Source organism: Variovorax sp. P2_H12 (genome assembly GCF_056403395.1).
The window spans coordinates 120,060-140,607 of the sequence record NZ_JBFUFO010000005.1; the positions used below are offsets into that span (position 1 = coordinate 120,060).

The following is a 20,548-nucleotide window of genomic DNA, read 5'->3' on the forward strand; positions in this document are numbered from 1 at the left end:
TAATTTTCCAGGCTATATGAATATAGCGCAAAGTTATATTTGCGAATCGCCCATCATCCGCTCATAACTTACTACTTGGCATAGACATTGCCTTTGCAAGGTGTCCGCTTTTCTTTCCTGCCGAGAACCGAATGACCTGCTCACTGATCACTGATTTCCCGCCGAACCGGGCCGAGCTCGCCAAGGCAGCTCACATCGGCATCGACTGAACGCCCGGATACGATATTTATCCAATGACCACCCCTTCTCTCTCCCATTCCCAGGCCGCACCCGGCGGACTGGCCGCGCTCGAGCAGCGCCTGGCCCAGGATCTCGAATGCCTGGGCTGGCCGGCACGCGACTGGATGCCGCAGCAAGCGGCCGAAGATGGCCTGTCCGTGCTCGACGTCGCCATCATCGGCGCGGGCCAGGCCGGTCTGGCCGCGGCGGCTGCGCTGGCCCAGCAGGGCATCCACGCGGTGGTCTTCGACCGCGCGCCGCGCGACTTCGAAGGCCCCTGGGCGAGTACCGCGCGCATGGAGACGCTGCGCTCGCCCAAGGAACTCACCGGTCCGGCGCTCGGCCTGCCGGCACTGACCTTCCGTGCCTGGTTCGAGGCGCAGTTCGGTGCCGACGCCTGGACCCGGCTCGACAAGATCCCGCGCCTGCAGTGGATGGACTACCTGCGCTGGTACCGCCGCGTGATGTCGGTCGACGTGCGCAACGACACCGCCATCACCGCCATGACACCGCGTGCCGACGGCAAGGTGCTGCTCGAACTGCGCACGCCGGGCGGCGCATCGCGCGCGCTGGCGCGCCGCGTGGTGCTGGCCACCGGCCGCGACGGGCTCGGCGGCCCTGCCATTCCGGCCTTTGTGCGGGCGCTCGACCGCACGCGCTGGGCACATTCCTCCGACGTGATGGACTACGGTCGCCTCGACGGCCTGCGCGTGGGCGTGGTCGGCGCCGGCTCCTCGGCCATGGACAGCGCGGCGACGGCACTGGAAGCGGGCGCAAAGAGTGTCGACCTGCTGATCCGCCGCGACGACCTGCCGCGCATCAACAAGTCCAAGGGCGCCGGCGTGCCGGGCCTGACGCAGGGGCACTTCGACCTGCCCGACGAACTCAAATGGCGCCTGCGCCACTACATCAACGTATCGAACGTGCCGCCGCCGCACGGCAGCACGCTGCGCGTGTCGCGTCATCCGAACGCGCGCTTCAACTTCGGCTGCCCGATCCTGTCGGTCGAACCGGACGGCCAGGCCCTGCGCGCGAGCACGCCCAGGGGCGAGTTTGTCTTCGACTTCCTGATCGTGTCGACCGGCTTTCGCATCGACTGGAGCGTGCGCCCCGAGTACGCGGCCATCGCGCCGCACGTGCGTGCCTGGAAGGACCGTTTCACCCACGCGCCCGGCCAGGACGACACGGAACTGGCCGACTCGCCCGACCTCGGGCCGGTCTTCGAACTGCAGGAGAAGACCACGGGCGCCTGCCCCGGCCTGGACCGCATCCATTGCTTCTGCTACCCGGCGGTACTCTCGCACGGCGCCGTCTCCGGCGACATCCCGGCCATCAGCGACGGCGCACGACGGCTGGCGAACGGCATCGCGAGCCTGTTCTACCGTGAGGACTTCGAGCATCACTTCGCGCGGCTCGAGGCCTACGACGATCCGGAACTCCTCGGCAACGAGTGGGTGGCCGCCTGAGCGCGCGCTTTTCTGTTTTCGACGTTTCAACCCTCCAGGACCCCACATGACAATTTCCTCCCCCGTCGACGTGATCGACCACGCGGTGCCGCTCGCGGCATCGCAGACGACGCACGCCGTGCGCCACCAACGCACCAAGGTGGTGGCCGCCACGCAGGCGAGCTACGAAGGCATGTTCACGCCCGAGGTCGAAGGCATCTCGGTCGTCGAGCGCCTGCTGACCGCCTTTCACGCCTGCCGCCTGTCGAAGTCGGCCAGCCTGGGCGCGCACTACCGCGAACGCCTGGTCGCCGAGAAGGCAGACCCCGCGCTGATCGACGCCGTCGGTGCCGGCCGCACCACCGCGCTCGGCGACGCGCGCATCGAAACCATCCTCGGCTTCACCACCAAGCTGATCGAGCGCCCGATCGAGGGCGACCGCGATGCGGTGCAGGCGCTGGTCCGCGCCGGCCTGAGCACGCCGGCCATCGTCGCGCTGGCGCAGCTCGTCGCCTTCCTCTCCTACCAGGTGCGCGTCGTGGCAGGCCTGCAGGCGATGGCCGCCGCGGAGGGCGCGAAATGAGCGGAGTCATCCAGATCAACGGCTTTACCAACGAAGTGCTCGACTGGGCCTCCTGGCTCGACACCGTGCAGCTCGAAAGCGCCACGCCCGAGCAGATCGCCGCGCTCGACGAGATGAGCCCGACGGCCAAGCAGTCGGCCTACTTCCTGCTGCTGGCGCACCAGCCGGAAATTCTGCTGCAGCGCTCGATCGCCTTCAACGCGATCATGTTCGCGCCCGGCGGCATGCCGCGCGCAGAACGAGAGCTCGGCGCCACGGTGGAATCGCGCATCAACGGCTGCGTGTACTGCACCTCGGTCCATGCGCAGCGCTTCGAGCAACTGGCCAAGCGAAGCGACGTGATCGAGCAGGTCTTCGAGGACCCGGCCACCGCCGGCACAAGCGCGCGCGAGAAGGCCATCGTCCAGTTCTCGGCCGAACTCACGCTGCGGCCCGACGCGCTGTCCGCCGAGCATGTGCAGGCGCTCAAGGCCGTGGGCCTGAGCGACCTGGAAGTGCTCGACCTCGTCCATTCGGTGGCGCTCTTCGCCTGGGCCAACCGCCTGATGCTGAACCTCGGCGAGCCGATCTTTCCGGCGCCGGCCGAAGCGGCACCCGCATGACGCGCCGCAGCCCCGGCGCTTTCCCCCTGTCTCGCCTCCCGTTCTTCCTCTTTCCAGGAGCTTCCATGAAATCCATCCTCCGCACGGCGGCGCCCGCCCTGCTGGCCGCCGGCCTCGCGCTGGCGGCGTCGGCCGCTTTCGCGCAGAACAAGATCGTGATCGGCTACCAGCTGCCGCTGTCGGGTGACAACTCGCAGTACGGCACGCTGTTCAAGAACTCGGCCAATCTCGCGCTGGGCGACTTCAACAAGGCCGGCAAGCTCAAGGGCAGCACGGTCGAGATCCGCTTCGAGGACAGCAAGAGCGACGCCAAGGAAGGCGTGAACATCGCGAAGAAATTCGCCGACGACCCGGCCATCGTGGGCGTGCTGGGCGACTTCAACTCCACCGTGTCGATGGCCGCCGGCCAGGTCTATGCGCAGCAGAAGCTGCCGCAGCTGTCGCAGACCGCGTCGCATCCCGACTTCCTGAAGATCAGCGACTGGCAGTTTCGCAACATCACGACGATGGACATCGAGTCGCCCTTCATCGCCAAGTGGCTGGCCGAGAACGGCCTGAAGAAGTACGCGGTCGTCGCGATCCAGAACGACTGGGGCCTGAGCGCCGTGAAGGCCTTCACCGAAGCCGCCAAGGCCGCGGGCACGCAGATCACGAGCACCGAGTTCTTCAACCCGGGCAACCGCGACTTCCGCTCGATCATCACCAAGCAGAGCCGCGACAAGCCCGATGCGATCGTGATGTTCATGTTCTACGAGGAAGGTGCCTCGTTCCTGCAGCAGCGCACGCAGCTCGGCGTCAAGACGCCGACCTACGGCGCCTCGTCGATGTACGCGCCCAAGCTCATCGAGCTGGCCGGCCCGAGCGCGGACGGCGTGAAGTTCCCGACCACCTTCGTGGCGAGCAACCCGGCGCCGAAGGTCAAGGCCTTCGTCGACGACTACAAGAAGCACTACAGCGCCGAGCCCAGCATGTTCGCGGCGCAGGCCTTCGACGCCACCAACATCATGCTCGATGCCATCGTCGCGGCAGGCCCGAACCCGACGCGCCAGAAGGTGCGCGACGCGCTTGCCGCCACCAAGGGTTTCCCGGGCGTCACCGGCGACACCACCTTCGACCCGAAGACGCGCGAACCGTCCAAGGGCCTGACCCGCATGGAAGTCCGCTCGGGCGCCTTCACCGTCGTCGCCCAGTAAAGCCATCGGCCGCAGGAGGAGGGCTGGGCGGTTCCTGCGCCTCGCACGTCAAGGAAGAATATGTTCGATGCAATCTTGGTGCAGCAGCTCGCGAACGGGCTGAGCCTCGGGCTCGTCTACGCACTGATGGCGATCGGCTTCACGCTGATCTTCGGTGTGCTCAACGTCGTCAACTTCGCCCACGGCGAGATCTACATGCTCGGCGCCTACGCCGGCCTGCTGTTCATCACGAGCACCGCGCCGCCGCTGTTCGCGGTGCTGCTGTTTGTGCTGGCCGTGGGCGCGGCGCTGGGCTTCAGCCTGGAGCGCATCGCCTTCCGGCCGTTCCGCCGCTTCCGGGACGAGGCCTCGCTGAAGTCGAAGGCGATCCGCGAGGCGACGCTGCTGTCGTCGCTGGCGCTGTCGATCGTCATCCGCGAGCTGGTCGAGAAGTTCTTCGGGGCGAGCATGCAGACGATTCCGCAGGCGTATCTGCTGATGACGCCGATCGAGATCGGCCCGATCTCCTTCTCCAGCGGCCAGTTCGTGATCTTCGGCCTGTCGATCGTCATGCTGGCGGGCCTGTACTTCCTGCTGTTCCGCACCCGCATCGGGCTGTCGATCCGCGCCGTGGCCAACAACCCGATGGGCGCGATGTACGTCGGCCTGAACACCGAGCGCACCATCGTCGCGACCTTCGTCATCGGCTCGATGATGGGCGCCGTGGCCGGGCTCGTGGTCGGCCTGTACCAGGGCTCGATCTTTCCGTCGATGGGCTTCACGCCGGGCGTGAAGGCCTTCGTCGCGATGGTGATGGGCGGGCTCAGCTCGATCGGCGGCGCGGTCGTCTGCGCGCTGATCCTCGGGATGGCCGAGGCGCTGACCACCACATTCTTCGCGCAGGGCTGGGGCGACATGGTCGCCTACCTGTTCCTGCTGATCACGCTGGTGTTCTTCCCGACCGGCCTGTTCGGCGGCGGGCGCGAGCGCGCCTGAGCACCGGCCCACGCAGTCCCCCATGAAATCTTCCCGAACCCTCACGCTCGCGCTGCTGGCCGTGCTGATGCTGGCGGTGCCGGCGCTCGGCCTGCTGGTCGGCGGCGGCTACATCTTCCGCATCGCGACCACCATCTGCGTGTTCTCGATCCTGACGCTCAGCGCCAACCTCATCACGGGCACCACCGGGCTGCTGTCGCTCGGCCATGCGGCCTTCTACGGCATCGGCGCGTACACCGCGGCGCTGCTGGGGACGGTGCTGCACTGGCCGGTGTGGCTGACGCTGCCGGTGGCCGGCATCGTCACGGCCTGCGCGGGCATCCTGCTGGCGCTGCCGACGATGCGGCTGGTCGGCATCTACTTCGCGGTCGCCACGCTGGGCGTCGGCGAGATCATCCACGTCACGCTGCTCAACTGGGTCGGCTTCACCCGCGGGCCGATGGGCATCAGCGGCATCCCGCCGCTGCACCTGCCGGGCCTGCCGGCCAACAGCGACATGGCGGCCTATCTGGTCACTGCGCTGTGCCTGGCGGCCACCGTGGCCGTCGTGCACCGGCTCTCGCATTCGTACTTCGGCAACGCGCTGCGCGCAGTGCGCGAAGACGACCAGTGCGCCGAAGCCATGGGCCTGAACGTCGTGCGACTGAAGGTCCAGGTGTTCGGCTTCTCCTGCTTCTTCGCCGGCGTGGCGGGTGCGCTGTGGGCGCACAGCACCGGCTACGTGTCGCCGGCCGATTTCCGCTTTTCCGAGTCGATCCTGATCATCTCGATGATCGTGGTCGGCGGCCTCGGCAGCGTGCCCGGCGCCATCATCGGTGCGGTGCTGCTGATCGGCCTGCCCGAGCTGATGCGCCCGATCGGCGACTTCCGCATGATCGTCGTCGGCCTGGTGATGTTCCTGTCGATCATGTTCCGGCCCAAGGGCCTCTTCGGCGAAGTCTCGGCCATCGAACTGGTGCGCAAGCGCTTCGGCGCGGCCTGGCGCGCCAACGGGCAGCTGGGCTGGCGCTGAGCGGGAGCCAAGGCAAACGACATGACCCATCTTCTCGACATCGACAACGTCTCGCGGCACTACGGCGGCCTGACCGCCGTGGGCGAGTTCAGCGGCCACATCGCCAGGGGCGAACGCGTCGGCCTGATCGGCCCCAACGGCGCGGGCAAGACCACACTGTTCGACCTGATCACCAGCTACACGCGCCTGTCTTCCGGCGACGTGCGCTTCGAAGGGCGCTCGATCTCTGCGCGCAAGCCCCACGAGGTGGCGCGCCTGGGCATCGCGCGCACCTTCCAGAACCTGCGCACCCTGCCGAACGTGACGGTGTTCGACAACGTGTCGATCGGCGCGCTCGGCCACGTGGGCCACAGCCCGTGGAACAGCCTGTTCGCGCGGCGCGCCATTTCCGAGCGCATCAGTCGCCTCACCATGCAGGCGCTCGAGCGCACCGGCCTCGAGTCGCTGGCCGGCGAACTGGCCGCCAATCTGTCCTACGGCAAGCGCAAGTACCTCGAGATCGCGCGGGCGCTCGCGCTGCAGCCGACGCTGCTGATCCTCGACGAACCCGCGGCCGGCCTGAACGACACCGAGACCGCCGAGCTCGCCAGCTTCGTGCGGGCCCTGTCGGCCGAAGGCATGACGATCCTGCTGGTCGAGCACGACATGGGCTTCGTCATGAACCTGTGCGAGCGCGTGATGGTGATGGCCTCGGGCCAGAAGATCGCCGACGGCCCGCCCGGCGTGATCTCGCAAGACCCGAAGGTGCTCGACGCCTACCTGGGCAGCGACGTCGAGGAAGACGCGCCGGCCGCCGTGACAGCCGCCGTGCCATTGGGAGAACCCGCATGAACGAAGCGCTGCTGCGCGTCAGCAATCTCGGGGTCCGCATCGGACAGCAGACCATCCTGCACGACGTGTCGATCGAGGTGCCGACAAGCGGCATCGTCAGCGTGCTCGGCAGCAACGGCGTCGGCAAGACCACGCTGATGCGCGCGCTCTCGGGCGTCTACAAGGTCACGTCGGGCCAGGTGATGTTCGAAGGCCGGGACATCACGAACCGGCCGCCGCACGAGGTGGTGGCCGGCGGCCTGGCCCAGGCGCCCGAAGGCCGGCAGATCTTCTCGGCCATGACCGTGCTCGAGAACCTGAAGCTCGGTGCCGGCAAGCGCCCCGCGTCGGAGTTCGCGCACGACCTCGAGCGCATGCTCACGCGCTTTCCGCGCCTGAAGGAGCGCATCGCGCAGAAAGCGGGCTCGATGTCCGGCGGCGAGCAGCAGATGCTGTGCATCGCCCGCGCGCTCATGAGTCGGCCGCGGTTGCTGCTGATGGACGAGCCATCGATGGGCCTGGCGCCGATCGTCGTGCGCCAGGTGTTCGAGCTGGTGCGCGACATCCGCGCCGAAGGCACGGCCGTGCTGCTGGTCGAACAGAACGCGCGCGCGGCACTTCGTGTCGCCGACCACGCCTATGTGATGGACAGCGGCCGCATCGTGCTGAGTGGCGACGCGGCGACCATGGCGACGGACGCGCGCGTCAGCGCGGCCTATCTGGGTGGCCACGCGGGTTGACCTTCCTGCCCCGGGCCAGGAGATGGGCGCGCTCGTTCCGTAGAATGCCCGCAAGGGATGGGTCTTCAGCCACGCCACGAAGCCCGCGATCGACCCGGCAGCCTGATCGGCCGGCACCGCGGACGCGAAGGCATGGGTGGCAATCTGCGAGATGGGGGCAAAGTCATGCACCGGTTCGTCACGGACATCCTTGAACGTCATCGGCGCCGGCGCCGGCACGGGTACGACGATGGGCAATAGCTCGGGCCCGCATGCCATCCGCCGCTGAACCCGCCACCCCCTCCGATGCCGGGAGGGAGCAGGTCTCCATGCATGACCTGCTGCGTTTCGAGCGTCTGCTGTCGGATCTCTCGAGGAGCTTCATCGGGCTGCCGCCGCAAGGCATCGATGCGGCGATCCAGGACGCACTGGCGCGCATCGTGTCCGCGCTGGGGATCGACCGCTCCACCCTCAGCCGGGTGTCCTCGCTGAGCGGCCGGATCGAGGTCACCCATTCATTCGCGGTCGACGGCGTCGAACCGATGCCCCATGCCCTGTCGGCACGCGAGACGACCCCCTGGGTCCTGGCGATGGCGCTGGCCAACAAGCCGATCGTGTTCACGCGCCTCGACGACCTGCCGCCGGAAGCGGCACTCGACCGGGAGACCTATCGCAGCATCGGCCTCAAGTCGCACGTCACCATGCCGATCGTGGTCGGCGGGCAATTGCACGGCGGGCTGAGCTTCGGCTGCGTGCGCGAGGAGCGGGTCTGGCCGGATGCCCTGCTGACCCGGATGCGGCTGCTGGCGGAGGTGTTCGGCAGCGCATTGGCGCGCAAGCGGGCGCAGGAGGAACTCGACAACGCGATCGGCTTCGAGCGGCTTGCAAGCGGCATCCTGGCTTCCCTGGTGCTGGCGGAACCCGGCCAGGAGAACCTTGCGATCGGCATCGGCCTGCGGCAGATCGGCCAGTTCATGGGCGCCGAGCAGGTCGCGCTCTGGCAGCGCGTCGCCGGCGAGGCCCGATTCGGCGGCACGCAGCAATGGCATGCGGAAGGCTTCGCGCCTCCCCTGGGCCTGGGGGACACGCCCGTGCTTGCCTGGGTGGGCGACAGGGTCGCCGCGGGCTGCATCGTGCGGCTGGGCCGGATCGCCGATCTGCCGCGCGAGGCGGAGGCCGACGGGGCGGCACTGGCGGCCACCGGCGTCTGCTCGCTGCTGGTGGTCCCGATTTCGGTCTCCGGCAGGGTCTCCGGCGCCCTCTCGATCGCGAGCATGCAGCGCCCGAACGAATGGCCCGACGCGCTGACGCCGGGCGTCAGCCTGCTCGCCGAAGTCTTCGGCAGCCTGCAGGCGCGCGAGGCCGCCGAGCGCCGCAAGCTCGCCGCGGAGGTCGAGGCGGCGCATTGGCGCGAGCGCCTCGCCCACCTGGTGCGCGTTCACACAGCGGGCGAAATGTCCGTGGCGCTGGCCCACGAGATCACGCAGCCGCTCGGTGCGATCGAGAACTACGCGCTGGCCGCGCGCCGCCGTGCGTCCGAACCGGCGCCCGACCTGGCTCGGGTGATGGATCTGCTGGACAAGGTCGTCGGCCAGGCGACGCGCGCCGGCGACGTGGTGACGCGCATGCGCAGCATGGCGCAGCGGCACGAACTGGACCCCAAGCCGATCGACATCGAGCAGGCGATCGCCGAATGCATCGGCATGGTGAAGATGGACTGCGAGCTGCGCGACATTCGCATCCGGTCGGCGGCGGCGAACCGATTGCCGGTGGTGGTGGTCGACGAGATCCATCTGCAGCAGGTGGTCCTGAACCTGCTTCGCAATGCGATGGAGGCGATCGCGCTCCCGGGTTCCGGCAGCGCGAGAGAAATCGGCATCGTCATCGCGCCGAACGAGCGCGGCGAGGTTCAGGTGGAGGTCGGGGACAGCGGCGCCGGCATCGCCGAAGGCGACCTGGAGCGGGTCTTCGAGTCCTTCTATTCGACCAAGTCCAGCGGCCTGGGCGTCGGCCTGGCGATCTGCCGCAAGCTGATCGAGGCGCACGGCGGCACGCTGTGGGCCGCGCACAATCCCGGCGGCGGAGCCCTGTTCCGCTTCACCCTTCCCGTCACCCCACCCGCAGACTGACGCCATGACCGAACCCACCGTATTCATCATCGACGACGACGAAGGCTATCGCGATTCGGTCCAGGAGCTGGTGAGTTCGGTCGGCCTGCCGACCGAGACCTTCGGCTCGGCGCTGGATTTCCTCGAGGTGTTCGATCCCGAACACCCGGGCTGCCTGGTGCTGGACGTGCGCATGGCGCGCATGAACGGTCTGGCGCTGCAGGAGCGCCTGATCGCGATGGGGGCGCGCATTCCCATCGTCTTCATCAGCGGCCACGGCGACATCGCGATGGCGGTCAAGGCGGTCAAGGACGGTGCGGTGGATTTCGTCCAGAAGCCGTATCGCGAGCAGCAGTTGCTCGATGCGATCGACGAGGCGCTGAGGCGGAATGCGGCACACCGCGCGCCCGCCGGGGATGCGCAGCAGGGGGTCGCGAAGCGGGTCGAGGCCTTGAGCACGCGCGAGCGCGAGGTGATGACCCTGGCCCTGCAGGGCTTGCCGAGCAAGCTGATCGCCAAGGAACTGGCCATCAGCCACCGCACGGTCGAGCAGCACCGCAGCCGCCTCCTCGAGAAGCTGGGCGTCGGCTCGATCAACGAGCTGTTGCGGCTCGGTGTCGACGGTGAAAGCCGCCGCTATTCGAGCGCCGAGGCCGGGCCGAAGAACTCGTAGCGCGTCTGCCGGTCCGGCACGCCCAGCGTGCGCAGGGCGGTCTTCACCTGCTGCATGAACGGCTTCGGGCCGAGGAAGTAGGCATCGACGTCGCGCGTCGTCGCGGGCAGCCACTGGGCGAGCTTGTTCACATCGAGGCGCCCCACGGCATCCGGTGCATCGGCTTCGGCCTGGGTGTCGTGAACTTCGTCGTAGCAATAGAAGCGCTCGAGCTGCGGATGCTTGTGCGCGAGCGCATCGATGACCTGGCGGAAGGCGTGCACGCCGCGGGTGCGCGCGCAGTGGATGAAGTGCACCGCGCGTGTCGTCTTCAGCGCGGCCTCGAGCATCGCCAGCGTCGGCGTGATGCCCACGCCGCCGCTGATCAGCACCAGCGGCCGATCGCTCGGTTCCAGCGTGAAGGCCCCCGCCGGCGGGAACAGCTCGACCGTGCTGCCTTCGCCGACCTGGTCGTGCAGGTGGCCGGAGGCGACGCCGCCGGTCTCGCGCTTGACGCTGATGCGGTAGGTCTTGCCGTTGGGCGCTGCGGACAGCGAGTAGTTGCGCCGGATCTCGTTGCCGTCGACCACGAGCCGCAGCCCGATGTACTGGCCGGGCTTGAAATCGAGAATCGGCTGGCCGTCGGCCGGTGCCAGGTAGAACGAAAGGATCTCCTCGCTCTCGACTTCCTTCTTCACCACCACGAAGGGCCGTGCGCCGCGCCAGCCGCCGGGCGCTTCGGCACGCTCATCGTAGGCCTGCTTCTCGGCACCGATCAGGATGTCGGCGAGCTGGCCGTAGGCCGCGCCCCAGGCGGCGATCACCTCGTCGGTGGCGATCTCGGCGCCCAGCACTTCGCGGATCGCGCGCAGCAGGCAGGCGCCGACGATCGGGTAATGCTCGGGCAGCACCTGCAGCGCGACGTGCTTGTTGACGATCTGGCCCGCGAGTTCGCCGAGCGCCTCGAGGCGGTCGATGTTCTTCGCGTACATCAGCACGCCGTTGGCCAGGGCGCGCGGCTGCTCGCCGCTGGCCTGGTGGGCCTGGTTGAAGAGCGGCCGCACTTCGGGATGCTCATCGAGCATGATCCGGTAGAAGTGGGTCGTCAGCGCCTCGCCTCCCGTTTCGAGCAGCGGGACGGTGGCGGTGACGATGGACTTTTGTTGCGCGGTCAGCACGGGAGGGGCTCCTTGGGGTTCACATGGGATGCCGTGTTCCTTGCAATCCCCGTTCCAGGCCCGATGGCCTTGCAAATCAAGGACTTGGCGCTGCTGTTGTCTTTTTGACCTGGATAGAATCGAGTCATTATGACCTCTCGCCATGTCCAAATGACTGCTGACAAGCTGCTCGAGGCGGTCGCCCCCCTGGTGGCGGACATGGGCGCCGGTCTGCCCGGCGAGGAGCTGTACCGCCGGCTGTTGCAGTCCCTGCGCGTGCTGCTGCCCTGCGATGCGGCGGCGCTGCTGCGGCTGGAGGACGGCAGCCTGCTGCCGCTCGCGGTCGACGGACTGAGCCGCGACACGCTGGGCCGTCGCTTCCGGATCGCCGAGCACCCGCGCTTCGCGGCGCTGCTGGGCGCCGGCGGGCCCTTGCGCTTTCCCTCCGACAGCCCGCTGCCGGACCCGTACGACGGCCTGGTGGAGGGCGTACACGGCGACCTGGACGTGCACGACTGCGTCGGCTGCCCGATCCAGCTCCACCAGCGGATCTGGGGGCTGCTCACGCTCGATGCTCTGCAGCCGGACCGCTTCTCGCGCGGGGACCTCGCGGCGCTGCAGCTGTTCGCGAGCTTGGCAGCGGCCATCGTCACGGTGGCCGGGCGCATCGAGCAGCTCGAGGACCGCGTGGCGCTCGAAAGCCTGCGCGCGGAAGGCTTCAGGCTCGCCGCCGCGCCGCGGGCGCGCGAACTGATCGGCCGCAGCGCGGCCATGCGCCGGCTGCTGGCCGACATCGCGCTGGTCGCCGGCAGCGAGCTCTCGGTGCTGATCCAGGGCGAGACCGGCGTCGGCAAGGAGCTGGTGGCCGAGGCGATCCATGCCGGCTCCGCGCGCGCGGCGCGCCCCATGGTCAGCCTCAACTGCGCGGCCCTGCCCGAGACATTGGTCGAGAGCGAGCTGTTCGGCCATGTGAAAGGCGCCTTCACCGGGGCTTCCGGCGACCGGCCGGGCAAGTTCGAACTGGCCGATGGCGGCACGCTGTTCCTGGACGAGGTCGGCGAGCTGTCGATGCCGGTGCAGGCCAAGCTGCTGCGCGTGCTGCAGAGCGGCCAGCTGCAGCGGCTGGGCTCCGACCGCGAGCACCGCGTCGACGTGCGCCTGATCGCGGCCAGCAACCGCGACCTGGCCGAGGAGGTGAAGGCCGGGCGGCTGCGGGCCGACTTCTTTCACCGCCTGAGCGCCTTTCCGCTGCGGGTGCCGCCCTTGCGCGAGCGCGGGCGCGACGTGCTGCTGCTCAGCGGCTTCTTCCTCGAGGAGAACCGGTCCCGGCTCGGTTTCGGCGCCGCGAGGCTGGACGCCAGCGCACAGGCGGCGCTGCTGGCCTATGGCTGGCCGGGCAATGTGCGCGAACTGGAGCACCTGCTCGGGCGCAGCGTGCTGAAGGCGCGGGCACGCCATCCGCAGCGGCCACGGGTCCTGAGCCTGACGGCGGAGGACCTCGATCTGGAGGCGGCGCCGCAAGCGCCTCGGCCCACGGCAGCGCCCGAGGCCCAGGGCGTCGCGCCGGCCGCCGGGCGCCGTCGGCTGCGCGAAGGCGAGCACCTGAGCGACGCGGTCGACCGGCTCAAGAGCGAACTGGTGCAATCGGCGCTGGCCGACAGCGGCGCCAACTGGAGCGCGGCCGCGAAGTCGCTCGGGATCGACCGCGGCAACCTGGTGCGGCTTGCGAAGCGGCTCGGTGTCGCAGCCGCTCAGGCGCCCGGCACGGCGGACTGAACCGCCTCGCGCAGCAGCTCGGCCAGCCGGGCCACCGGCCCTCTGGCTGCCGGCGGTGCCGCTTCAGGCCAGAACGCGCAGGCGCGCGGGGCCCGCTTCGGTATGGCCGATCGCCGCCGCGGCGCCGAAGCCCTCGTCGCGGAAGATCTTCAGCACGGCGTCGACCGCCTCGGGCGCACAGCTCACGAGCAGCCCGCCGGAGGTCTGCGGATCGCTCACCAGCGCCTGCGCGGTGGCCGGCAGGCCGGCCGCGAGGTCGACCTCGGCACCGTAGCCGCTCCAGTTGCGGCCCGAGGCGCCGGTGACGAAGCCGTTGGCGGCCAGCGCTTCCACGCCGTCGAGCAGCGGCACCTTCGACCACTCGACCACGGCCGTCAAGCCGGCGCCGCGCGCGAGCTCCAGCGTGTGGCCGGCCAGCCCGAAGCCGGTGACGTCGGTCAGCGCGTGCACGCCGGGCAGCGCCGCCAGCGCGATGCCGGGCGTATTGAGCCGGGTCGTCGTGTCGATCAGCTGCCGGTAGCCGGCGTCCGGGAGCTGTTCCTTCTTGAGCGCCGCCGACAGCACGCCGACGCCCAGCGGCTTGCCGAGCACCAGCACGTCGCCGGCGCGCGCGTCGGCATTGCGCTTGACGTGGGCCGGGTTGACCAGGCCCATGGCCACCAGGCCGTAGATCGGCTCGACCGAGTCGATGGTGTGGCCGCCGGCGATCGGAATGCCGGCCGCGCGGCACACGTCCTGGCCGCCGCGCACGATCTCGCCGATGGCTTCGAGCGGCAGCTGGTTGACCGGCATCGCGACCAGCGCCAGCGCCATGATGGGCCTGCCGCCCATGGCGTAGACGTCGCTGATCGCATTGGTGGCGGCGATGCGGCCGAACTCGTAGGGATCGTCGACGATCGGCATGAAGAAATCGGTGGTCGCGATCAGGGCCTGGGTGTCGTTGAGCCGGTAGACCGCGGCGTCGTCGGCGGTTTCGATGCCCACCATCAGCTCCGGCGGCATCAGGCCGCCGGCGCCGCTCTTGAGGATCTCCGAGAGCACGCCGGGCGCGATCTTGCAGCCGCAGCCGCCGCCGTGCGAGAAGCTCGTGAGGCGCAGCGGGGCCAGCGGGTTGACGGGGGAGGGGGGGCGGATGTCGGTCATGGTGTCGGACGGATCGGTGGAAGGCCCATTATCGAAGCGCCCCGCGTCCGCGTCTTTCTACAATCGAAGGCTGTCGACCATCTTTCCGAGGCGCCTGCTTCGTACCCCCATGAAAACACTCTCCCGCCTCGCCCTCGTGCTGGCCCTGTCCGCATTCGCCATGGGCGCCCTGGCCCAGGGCAAGGTGCTGCGCGTCTCCGCCATCCCCGACGAGGCGCCGACCGAACTGCAGCGCAAGTTCAAGCCGCTGGGCGATTACCTGCAGAAGGAGACCGGCATGGAGGTGCAGTTCACCCCTGTCACCGACTATGCGGCGGTGGTCGAAGGGCTGGCGACGAACAAGCTCGACCTCGCCTGGCTCGGCGGCTTCACCTTCGTGCAGGCCCGCATCCGCACCAACGGCGGGGCAGTGCCGATCGTGCAGCGCGCCGAGGACAAGGTCTTCACCAGCAAGTTCATCGTTCCGACCGACAGCAGCGCCAAGACCCTGGCCGATCTCAAGGGCAAGACCTTCGCCTTCGGCGCGCCGTCGTCCACCTCCGGCAGCCTGATGCCGCGCTACTTTCTGTTGCAGGCCGGCATCGATCCCGAGAAGGATTTCAAGACCGTGGCCTATTCCGGCGCGCACGACGCGACCGTGGCCTTCGTGGCCGCGTCGCGGGCCGAGGCCGGCGTGCTCAACGCCTCGGTCTGGGACAAGCTGGTCGAGAACAAGAACCCGAACGCGGCCAAGGTGCGCGTGCTGGCGACCACGCCGACCTACTACGACTACAACTGGACGGTGCGCCCGGGCCTCGATCCGGCCGTGACGAAGAAGCTGACCGAGGCCTTCCTGAAGCTCGACCCGGCGAACCCGGCCCACAAGGAGATCATGGATCTGCAGCGGGCCAGCAAGTTCATCCCGACCCAGTCGTCCAACTACGACGGCATCGAGGCGGCCGCCAAGTCGGCGGGCCTGGTCAAGTGATTCGGCTGCGGCCTGCTGCCGGACCGGCCGCGTGAGCTTCGCTCTTGAAGCGGTCGGCCTGGTGCATCCGAACGGCCACCGCGCGCTGAGGGATGTGTCGCTGGCGGCCGGCGGCGGCGAACGGCTCGCCATCATCGGCCCCTCGGGCGCCGGCAAGACCACGCTGCTGCGCGTGCTGGGCGCGGCGCTGCGGCCCGGCGAGGGCGCGGTCCGGGTGCTCGGCGATTCGCCCTGGCAACTGCCGGCACCCGCGCTGCGCCGGCTGCGCGCGCGCATCGGGACCGTGCACCAGAGCCCGCCGATCGCGCCGCGGCTGCGCGTCGTGACCGCGGTGCTCGCGGGGCGGCTCGGCCAGTGGTCCACGCTGCGCGCGCTCGGCTCGCTGCTGCGTCCGTCCGACCTGCAGGGGGCGCACGAAGCGCTGTCGCGGCTGGCGCTCGAAGACCGGCTCTTCGAGCGCTGCGACCGCCTGTCGGGCGGCCAGCTGCAACGCGTCGGCATCGCCCGCGTGCTGTACCAGCGTCCGGCGCTGCTGCTGGCCGACGAGCCGGTGTCGGCGCTCGACCCGACGCTGGCCGACGCCGCGCTGCAGCAGCTGGTGATGCAGAGCGAGGCGAGCGGCGCGACCCTGGTGGCGTCGCTGCATGCGGTCGACCTGGCGCTGCGCTGGTTCCCGCGCATCGTCGGCATGCGCGAAGGGCGGGTGATGTTCGACCGGCCGGTCGGCGAGGTCGATCGGGCGATGCTGCAGGCGCTCTACGCATGACGGATGCCCGGACGCTTCGCGACCCGGCGGCGCGCCGGCGCCTGGTCGGCGGGCTGGCCGCGCTGGCGATCGCCTGGCCGCTGCTGCAGCTGTCGGAGTTCCATCCCTCGGCCCTGTTCGGTCCCGGACAGCTGCAGGTGATCGGCGGCTTCCTCGGCGGCTTCCTGCCGCCGGCGACCGCGCCCGACTTCCTGGCGCTGCTCGCCAAGGCCACGCTCGAGACTCTGGCGATGGCCACGGCCGGCACCGCGCTGGCCTTCCTGATCGGCGCACCGCTGGCATTCGTGACCACCCGCGCGCTGTCGGTGTCGCGCATCGGCCCGGGGCCGGGCCGCGTTCGCGGCGCCGCGCTGCGGCAATTCGCTCGCTCGCTGCTGATGGTGCTGCGCGCGATCCCCGAGATCGTCTGGGCGCTGATCTTCGTGCGCGCCCTGGGCCTCGGTCCCGCGGCCGGCGTGCTGGCGCTCGCGATCACCTACGGCGGCATGCTCGGCAAGGTGTATGCCGAGGTGCTCGAGTCGACCGACACGGCGCCGGCGCGGGCCCTGCTCGAAAGCGGCAGCGGACGGCTGTCGACCCTGTTCTACGCGCTGCTGCCGAACTGCGCCCAGGAACTCACCTCCTACACCGTGTACCGCTGGGAATGCGCGGTGCGGGCCTCGGTGGTGATGGGCTTCGTGGGCGCCGGCGGCCTCGGCCAGCTGATGGACCAGTCGATGAAGATGCTCAACGGCGGCGAGGCCAGCAGCATCCTGGGGGTGTTCCTGGTGCTGGTGCTGCTTGCGGATGCGCTGAGCAACGCGTTGCGGAAGCTGCTGGGATGAGCGCCGTTTCTTCAGCTTCGCCGCCGCGCTGCCTTCGCTGCTGGGTGGTGACGGGCCTGGTGCTGGCCGCGGTGGTCGCGAGCTTCGTCTATCTCGCCGTCGACTACGGCGCGCTGTTGACCGCCGAGTCGCTGTCGCTCATGGGCCGGTTCATTGCCGAGTTCTTCCCGCCCGATGTGTCACCTGCCTTCCTGTCGAAGACCGCGTGGGGCGCGCTGCAGACGCTCGCGGTGTCGGCGCTCGGAACGCTGCTGGCGGCGGCGGCCGGCGCGCTGCTCGCGCTGCCGGCCTCGGGCCGGGCGGGCTTTGCCTTGCGGCAGCTGTGCCGCTTCGCGCTCAACTTCCTGCGCAGCGTGCCCGAGTTGGTGTGGGCCGCCCTGATGGTGCTGGCGGCCGGCATCGGCCCCTTTGCCGGCGCCCTGGCGCTGGCCCTGCACACCACCGGCGTGCTGGGCCGCCTGTTCGCCGAGAGCCTGGAGAATGCGCCGCGCGAGCCCGAGCAGGCGCTGGCGCTGAGCGGCGCCGGCGCGGCCGCCGCCTTCAGCTACGGCAGCCTGCCGCTGGTGCTGCCGCAGTGGGTGGCCTACACGCTGTATCGTTGGGAGATGAATATTCGAATGGCCACCGTACTGGGTTTCGTGGGCGGCGGCGGCCTGGGCCAGCTGCTCTACTTCCACCTGTCGATCTTCCAGCAGCAGCAGGCCATGACGGTGCTGATCGCCATGTTCGGCCTGGTGGCGCTGGTGGACATGGCCAGCGCCCGGCTGCGGCGCGGACTGGGGCCGGCCTATGCGTGAAGACGGCAAGCGGCACCGCCCGCCGACGCGCGTGGCGGACATGCACGCCTTCGACACCCTGATCGACGCCCGCTCGCCGGCCGAGTTCGCGCTGGACCACATTCCGGGCGCCATCAACTGCCCGGTGCTCGATGACGAGGAGCGCCGCATCATCGGCACCCTGTACAAGCAGACCGGCGCCTTCGAGGCCCGGCGGCTCGGCGCCGCGATGGTCGCCGCCAATCTCGCCCGCCACCTGCGCGAACGGTTCGCTGACCGGCCCCCGAACTGGCGGCCGCTGGTCTATTGCTGGCGCGGGGGCTTGCGCAGCGGCTCGATGGTGACCTGGCTGCGGCTGGTCGGCTGGGACGCCCAGCAGCTCGCCGGCGGCTACAAGAGCTTCCGCCACCACGTGCTGGCGCAGATCGAGGCCACCTGCCCGCAGTTGCAGCTGCGGGTGATCTGCGGCGCCACCGGCAGCGCCAAGACCCGTGTGCTGCAGGCGCTGGCTGCGCGCGGCGAGCAGGTGCTCGACCTGGAGCACTACGCCAGCCACAAGGGCTCGCTGCTGGGTGCGTTGCCCGGCCTGCCGCAGCCTTCGCAGAAGCAGTTCGAGACCCGCATCGCGACCTGCTTCGAGGCGCTGGATCTTTCGAGGCCCCTGTATGTGGAGGGCGAGAGCGCGCGCATCGGCCGGCTGTCGGTGCCCCTGCCGCTGGTGGCGCGGATGCGCGAGTCCGAGTGCATCGAGGTGCAGGCCGACCCGGCTGCGCGGCTGGCCTACCTGCTGCGCGACTACGCCTACCTCGGCGACGACCGCGAGGCCCTGGCCGGCCAGCTCGACAAGCTCAAGGAACTGCAGGGCAAGGCGGTGGTGGAACGCTGGCAGCAGTGGGCGCGCGAGGGCGACCTGGCGCCGCTGTTCGCGGAACTGATGGCGTTGCACTACGACCCGCACTACGAGCGGTCGCAGGCGCGGCATTTCAGCCGATGGCCGCAGCGCGAAGCGGTGCCGGCGTCGGATCTTTCGGACGCCGGGATCGAAGCGGTGGCCGAGGGCGTGCGGTCCATCGAGCTCGACGACTCGCCGGCTTCGGTCGCGGGCCCGGCAGTGGCGCAGTAGCGGCCCCCCGGCCGCTTCAGGCCCGGTCCAGCGCGTCCAGCGCCGCGTCGCGTGCCATCACCGCCGCGTACTTCTGTTCCATGTCGAACAGGTTCGCCTCGTGCGGGCCGAGCGCGCGGTCGCCGACGCAATCGGAGACCACCAGCGGCCGGAAGCCGTGGGACATCGCGTCGACCACGCTGGCGCGCACGCAGCCGCTGGTCACCGCGCCGGCCACCACCAGCGTCTGCACGCCGCGCTGGCTCAGCCACGCGGCCAGCGAGGTGCCGAAGAAGGCCGAGGGCACGGTCTTGCGCACCACCAGCTCGCCCGCGCGCGGCGCCAGCTCCGGCACGATCGCGCTGTTCGCGTCGTGCTCCTTGAGGCCGAGCATGCCGGGCACCTTGAGCGAGAAGATGTTGTGGTCGGCGCCGTCGTCGGCGTAGACGATCCGGCTGTGCGCGATCGCCCAGCCGCGCTCGCGCGCGGCGGCCAGGAGCGGCACCGTGCGTGCGATGGCCGCGGGGATGTTGCCGCCGCCGAACACCGCCGGGTCCGCGAAGCCGTTGACGAAATCGACGATCAGCAGGCCGACCGGGCCCTTCAGTGGCAGCGCGGTGCCGAAGCCCTGGCGCTCGTAGGTCTTGATCTCAGCGTGCATCGTGGTTCTCCCGGCCGTCCAGCACCTGGCCCTCGCGCACCATGTCCTCGCCGTCGAGGCGCACCGTGCACTTGCGCAGCGGAATGTCGATGTGGCAGGCCGTGTTGCGGCTGCCACCGGCCTCGTTGTTGGGGCCGAGCGAGAACAGGAAGTTGCCTTCGTAGGCCCGCGCGTCCATGCCGATCGTGGCCTCGCGGTCGTACAGGCCCAGCGTCGACCAGCGCGCGCGCGGCTGCAGGCCCCAGCCGATGTGGGAGATCGCGTAGGCCTCGGGATCGCGGAACGAGGCCATGTAGTCCTCGAGCAACTCGGCATCGACACCGCCCTCGATCTTCACCGCGTAGCCGTTGTCGACCGTCAGAACGATGCGCTCCGCCGCATAGGACTTCTGCGGCAGCAGGATGTCGCCGCGGTCGATCACGATCCGGCCGCTGGCGCCGCCTTCGTCGGGCCAGGTGAGCGCGAAGCCGCTCGGCCAGTGGTCCCAGCGCCCGGGCTCGTCGACGAAGCCGTACTCGCTGATCGCGGGGTACTGGCCGAGCTTGCAGCGCAGGTCGGTGCCGGCCGCCGACACCACGTGCATCTCGCGCGCCGCGGTGATGCGCGCCGCGGCGGCCTTGACGCGCACGCGGTCCGCCAGGGTCGGCACCATGCGCACCAGCACCTCGGGCGGCTCGACCGCCAGCAGGATCCTGGTGCCGGCCGACAGGATCTCGTGCTGCTCGGGCGAGAACAGCAGGGTCATCAGGTCGAGCACCAGGTCGCTGGCCTTGAGGGCCGCGATCGCCGCCGGGTTGCCGGTCAGCGGCGTGGTGCCGAGGTAGGCCAGGCTGTCGCGGCTCAGCGCCTTCTCGGCATTGACCGGCGGCAGGTCGAGCCGGTTGACGATCGCGCCCATCGCCTGCGAGGCGATCAGCGCGCACTGCAGCGTTTGCGGATGGGTGGCGGCGCTGGTCAGCACGGTCACGCTCTGGCCGGCCTGCAGGTTCGAGAGGGTGAGCACCTGTTTCCAGGCGTCGATCAGTTGATGGTCGCTGACGGGCATCGCGTGCTCCTTT

20 protein-coding genes are annotated in these 20,548 nt (G+C 69.7%); 16 read left to right on the forward strand and 4 right to left on the reverse strand.

Annotation, left to right across the window (positions count from 1 at the left end; all coding sequences use genetic code 11):
- Positions 1 to 233: 233 nt before the first annotated feature.
- The 10 genes from AC1DYK_RS05040 (at position 234) to AC1DYK_RS05085 (ending at position 10,339) form a co-directional block, all read left to right on the forward strand.
- The gene (locus AC1DYK_RS05040) at positions 234 to 1,685 is read left to right on the forward strand and encodes a SidA/IucD/PvdA family monooxygenase (protein ID WP_478165259.1); all 1,452 of its coding nucleotides are present in this window, start codon (positions 234 to 236) and stop codon (positions 1,683 to 1,685) included.
- A gap of 46 nt (positions 1,686 to 1,731) precedes the next feature.
- Complete coding sequence (locus AC1DYK_RS05045; protein WP_478165260.1) at positions 1,732 to 2,247, forward strand: CMD domain-containing protein; 516 nt, start codon at positions 1,732 to 1,734, stop codon at positions 2,245 to 2,247.
- A complete protein-coding gene (locus AC1DYK_RS05050) occupies positions 2,244 to 2,849 on the forward strand; it encodes a peroxidase-related enzyme (RefSeq protein WP_478165261.1) in 606 nt (201 codons plus the stop codon). The genes AC1DYK_RS05045 and AC1DYK_RS05050 overlap by 4 nt, the downstream gene beginning before the upstream one ends.
- Positions 2,850 to 2,914: 65 nt before the next feature.
- On the forward strand, positions 2,915 to 4,042 hold the full coding sequence (locus AC1DYK_RS05055) for an ABC transporter substrate-binding protein (protein ID WP_478090005.1): 1,128 nt from the start codon (positions 2,915 to 2,917) through the stop codon (positions 4,040 to 4,042).
- Positions 4,043 to 4,102: 60 nt separating this feature from the next.
- Positions 4,103 to 5,017: a branched-chain amino acid ABC transporter permease gene (locus AC1DYK_RS05060; protein ID WP_442283445.1), complete on the forward strand. Its 915-nt coding sequence runs from the start codon at positions 4,103 to 4,105 to the stop codon at positions 5,015 to 5,017.
- Between the two features lie 22 nt (positions 5,018 to 5,039).
- Positions 5,040 to 6,029, forward strand: a complete 990-nt coding sequence (locus AC1DYK_RS05065) for a branched-chain amino acid ABC transporter permease (protein ID WP_478090006.1) — start codon at positions 5,040 to 5,042, stop codon at positions 6,027 to 6,029.
- Between the two features lie 21 nt (positions 6,030 to 6,050).
- Complete coding sequence (locus AC1DYK_RS05070; protein WP_478165262.1) at positions 6,051 to 6,860, forward strand: ABC transporter ATP-binding protein; 810 nt, start codon at positions 6,051 to 6,053, stop codon at positions 6,858 to 6,860.
- A gap of 8 nt (positions 6,861 to 6,868) precedes the next feature.
- On the forward strand, positions 6,869 to 7,579 hold the full coding sequence (locus AC1DYK_RS05075; RefSeq protein ID WP_478090013.1) for an ABC transporter ATP-binding protein: 711 nt from the start codon (positions 6,869 to 6,871) through the stop codon (positions 7,577 to 7,579).
- Positions 7,580 to 7,887: 308 nt separating this feature from the next.
- Positions 7,888 to 9,687, forward strand: coding sequence for a GAF domain-containing sensor histidine kinase (locus AC1DYK_RS05080; protein ID WP_478165263.1), 1,800 nt, complete (start codon positions 7,888 to 7,890; stop codon positions 9,685 to 9,687).
- Positions 9,688 to 9,691: 4 nt separating this feature from the next.
- Positions 9,692 to 10,339 carry a response regulator transcription factor gene (locus AC1DYK_RS05085; RefSeq protein WP_478165264.1) on the forward strand — a complete coding sequence of 216 codons (648 nt, stop codon included), beginning with the start codon at positions 9,692 to 9,694 and terminating at the stop codon, positions 10,337 to 10,339.
- Here the strand turns inward: AC1DYK_RS05085 and hmpA are convergent.
- Entirely contained in the window at positions 10,303 to 11,496 is a 1,194-nt protein-coding gene (hmpA, locus tag AC1DYK_RS05090) for an NO-inducible flavohemoprotein (RefSeq protein ID WP_478165265.1), read from the reverse strand. The genes AC1DYK_RS05085 and hmpA overlap by 37 nt on opposite strands.
- A 150-nt stretch (positions 11,497 to 11,646) precedes the next feature.
- Between hmpA and norR the strand changes: the two genes are divergently transcribed.
- The gene (norR, locus tag AC1DYK_RS05095) at positions 11,647 to 13,251 is read left to right on the forward strand and encodes a nitric oxide reductase transcriptional regulator NorR (RefSeq protein WP_478165266.1); all 1,605 of its coding nucleotides are present in this window, start codon (positions 11,647 to 11,649) and stop codon (positions 13,249 to 13,251) included.
- Between the two features lie 63 nt (positions 13,252 to 13,314).
- Here the strand turns inward: norR and selD are convergent, their stop codons facing one another.
- The gene (gene selD, locus AC1DYK_RS05100; RefSeq protein ID WP_478165267.1) at positions 13,315 to 14,394 is read right to left on the reverse strand and encodes a selenide, water dikinase SelD; all 1,080 of its coding nucleotides are present in this window, start codon (positions 14,392 to 14,394) and stop codon (positions 13,315 to 13,317) included.
- A 109-nt stretch (positions 14,395 to 14,503) separates the two neighbouring features.
- Here selD and AC1DYK_RS05105 point away from each other — a divergent pair, with 109 nt between their 5' ends.
- From AC1DYK_RS05105 to mnmH, 5 genes are read left to right on the forward strand one after another with little or no spacing between them, the layout of a single operon-like run.
- A complete protein-coding gene (locus AC1DYK_RS05105) occupies positions 14,504 to 15,361 on the forward strand; it encodes a putative selenate ABC transporter substrate-binding protein (protein WP_478165268.1) in 858 nt (285 codons plus the stop codon).
- Between the two features lie 31 nt (positions 15,362 to 15,392).
- Complete coding sequence (locus AC1DYK_RS05110) at positions 15,393 to 16,127, forward strand: phosphonate ABC transporter ATP-binding protein (RefSeq protein WP_478165269.1); 735 nt, start codon at positions 15,393 to 15,395, stop codon at positions 16,125 to 16,127.
- A complete protein-coding gene (locus AC1DYK_RS05115) occupies positions 16,124 to 16,951 on the forward strand; it encodes a PhnE/PtxC family ABC transporter permease (RefSeq protein ID WP_478165270.1) in 828 nt (275 codons plus the stop codon). Before AC1DYK_RS05110 ends, AC1DYK_RS05115 begins: the two co-directional genes overlap by 4 nt.
- Positions 16,948 to 17,748: a phosphonate ABC transporter, permease protein PhnE gene (gene phnE, locus AC1DYK_RS05120; RefSeq protein ID WP_478165271.1), complete on the forward strand. Its 801-nt coding sequence runs from the start codon at positions 16,948 to 16,950 to the stop codon at positions 17,746 to 17,748. The genes AC1DYK_RS05115 and phnE overlap by 4 nt, the downstream gene beginning before the upstream one ends.
- Positions 17,741 to 18,850, forward strand: a complete 1,110-nt coding sequence (gene mnmH / locus AC1DYK_RS05125) for a tRNA 2-selenouridine(34) synthase MnmH (RefSeq protein ID WP_478165272.1) — start codon at positions 17,741 to 17,743, stop codon at positions 18,848 to 18,850. The genes phnE and mnmH overlap by 8 nt, the downstream gene beginning before the upstream one ends.
- A 16-nt stretch (positions 18,851 to 18,866) precedes the next feature.
- Here the strand turns inward: mnmH and AC1DYK_RS05130 are convergent, their stop codons facing one another.
- Together AC1DYK_RS05130 and AC1DYK_RS05135 are read right to left on the reverse strand one after the other, a co-directional pair.
- Positions 18,867 to 19,490: an N-carbamoylsarcosine amidohydrolase gene (locus AC1DYK_RS05130; protein ID WP_478165273.1), complete on the reverse strand. Its 624-nt coding sequence runs from the start codon at positions 19,488 to 19,490 to the stop codon at positions 18,867 to 18,869.
- The gene (locus AC1DYK_RS05135; RefSeq protein WP_478086935.1) at positions 19,480 to 20,535 is read right to left on the reverse strand and encodes a 2,5-dihydroxypyridine 5,6-dioxygenase NicX family protein; all 1,056 of its coding nucleotides are present in this window, start codon (positions 20,533 to 20,535) and stop codon (positions 19,480 to 19,482) included. Before AC1DYK_RS05135 ends, AC1DYK_RS05130 begins: the two co-directional genes overlap by 11 nt.
- Positions 20,536 to 20,548: the final 13 nt, after the last annotated feature.

Excerpts from the sequence above, each read along its gene's own strand:
- AC1DYK_RS05040 (WP_478165259.1), top strand. The coding sequence starts at position 234 with ATGACCACCCCTTCTCTCTCCCATTCCCAGGCCGCACCCGGCGGACTG.
- AC1DYK_RS05045 (WP_478165260.1), top strand. The coding sequence starts at position 1,732 with ATGACAATTTCCTCCCCCGTCGACGTGATCGACCACGCGGTGCCGCTC.
- AC1DYK_RS05050 (WP_478165261.1), top strand. The coding sequence starts at position 2,244 with ATGAGCGGAGTCATCCAGATCAACGGCTTTACCAACGAAGTGCTCGAC.
- AC1DYK_RS05055 (WP_478090005.1), top strand. The coding sequence starts at position 2,915 with ATGAAATCCATCCTCCGCACGGCGGCGCCCGCCCTGCTGGCCGCCGGC.
- AC1DYK_RS05060 (WP_442283445.1), top strand. The coding sequence starts at position 4,103 with ATGTTCGATGCAATCTTGGTGCAGCAGCTCGCGAACGGGCTGAGCCTC.
- AC1DYK_RS05065 (WP_478090006.1), top strand. The coding sequence starts at position 5,040 with ATGAAATCTTCCCGAACCCTCACGCTCGCGCTGCTGGCCGTGCTGATG.
- AC1DYK_RS05070 (WP_478165262.1), top strand. The coding sequence starts at position 6,051 with ATGACCCATCTTCTCGACATCGACAACGTCTCGCGGCACTACGGCGGC.
- AC1DYK_RS05080 (WP_478165263.1), top strand. The coding sequence starts at position 7,888 with ATGCATGACCTGCTGCGTTTCGAGCGTCTGCTGTCGGATCTCTCGAGG.
- AC1DYK_RS05085 (WP_478165264.1), top strand. The coding sequence starts at position 9,692 with ATGACCGAACCCACCGTATTCATCATCGACGACGACGAAGGCTATCGC.
- norR (WP_478165266.1), top strand. The coding sequence starts at position 11,647 with ATGACTGCTGACAAGCTGCTCGAGGCGGTCGCCCCCCTGGTGGCGGAC.
- selD (WP_478165267.1), bottom strand. The coding sequence starts at position 14,394 with ATGACCGACATCCGCCCCCCCTCCCCCGTCAACCCGCTGGCCCCGCTG.
- AC1DYK_RS05105 (WP_478165268.1), top strand. The coding sequence starts at position 14,504 with ATGAAAACACTCTCCCGCCTCGCCCTCGTGCTGGCCCTGTCCGCATTC.
- AC1DYK_RS05115 (WP_478165270.1), top strand. The coding sequence starts at position 16,124 with ATGACGGATGCCCGGACGCTTCGCGACCCGGCGGCGCGCCGGCGCCTG.
- phnE (WP_478165271.1), top strand. The coding sequence starts at position 16,948 with ATGAGCGCCGTTTCTTCAGCTTCGCCGCCGCGCTGCCTTCGCTGCTGG.
- mnmH (WP_478165272.1), top strand. The coding sequence starts at position 17,741 with ATGCGTGAAGACGGCAAGCGGCACCGCCCGCCGACGCGCGTGGCGGAC.
- AC1DYK_RS05130 (WP_478165273.1), bottom strand. The coding sequence starts at position 19,490 with ATGCACGCTGAGATCAAGACCTACGAGCGCCAGGGCTTCGGCACCGCG.
- AC1DYK_RS05135 (WP_478086935.1), bottom strand. The coding sequence starts at position 20,535 with ATGCCCGTCAGCGACCATCAACTGATCGACGCCTGGAAACAGGTGCTC.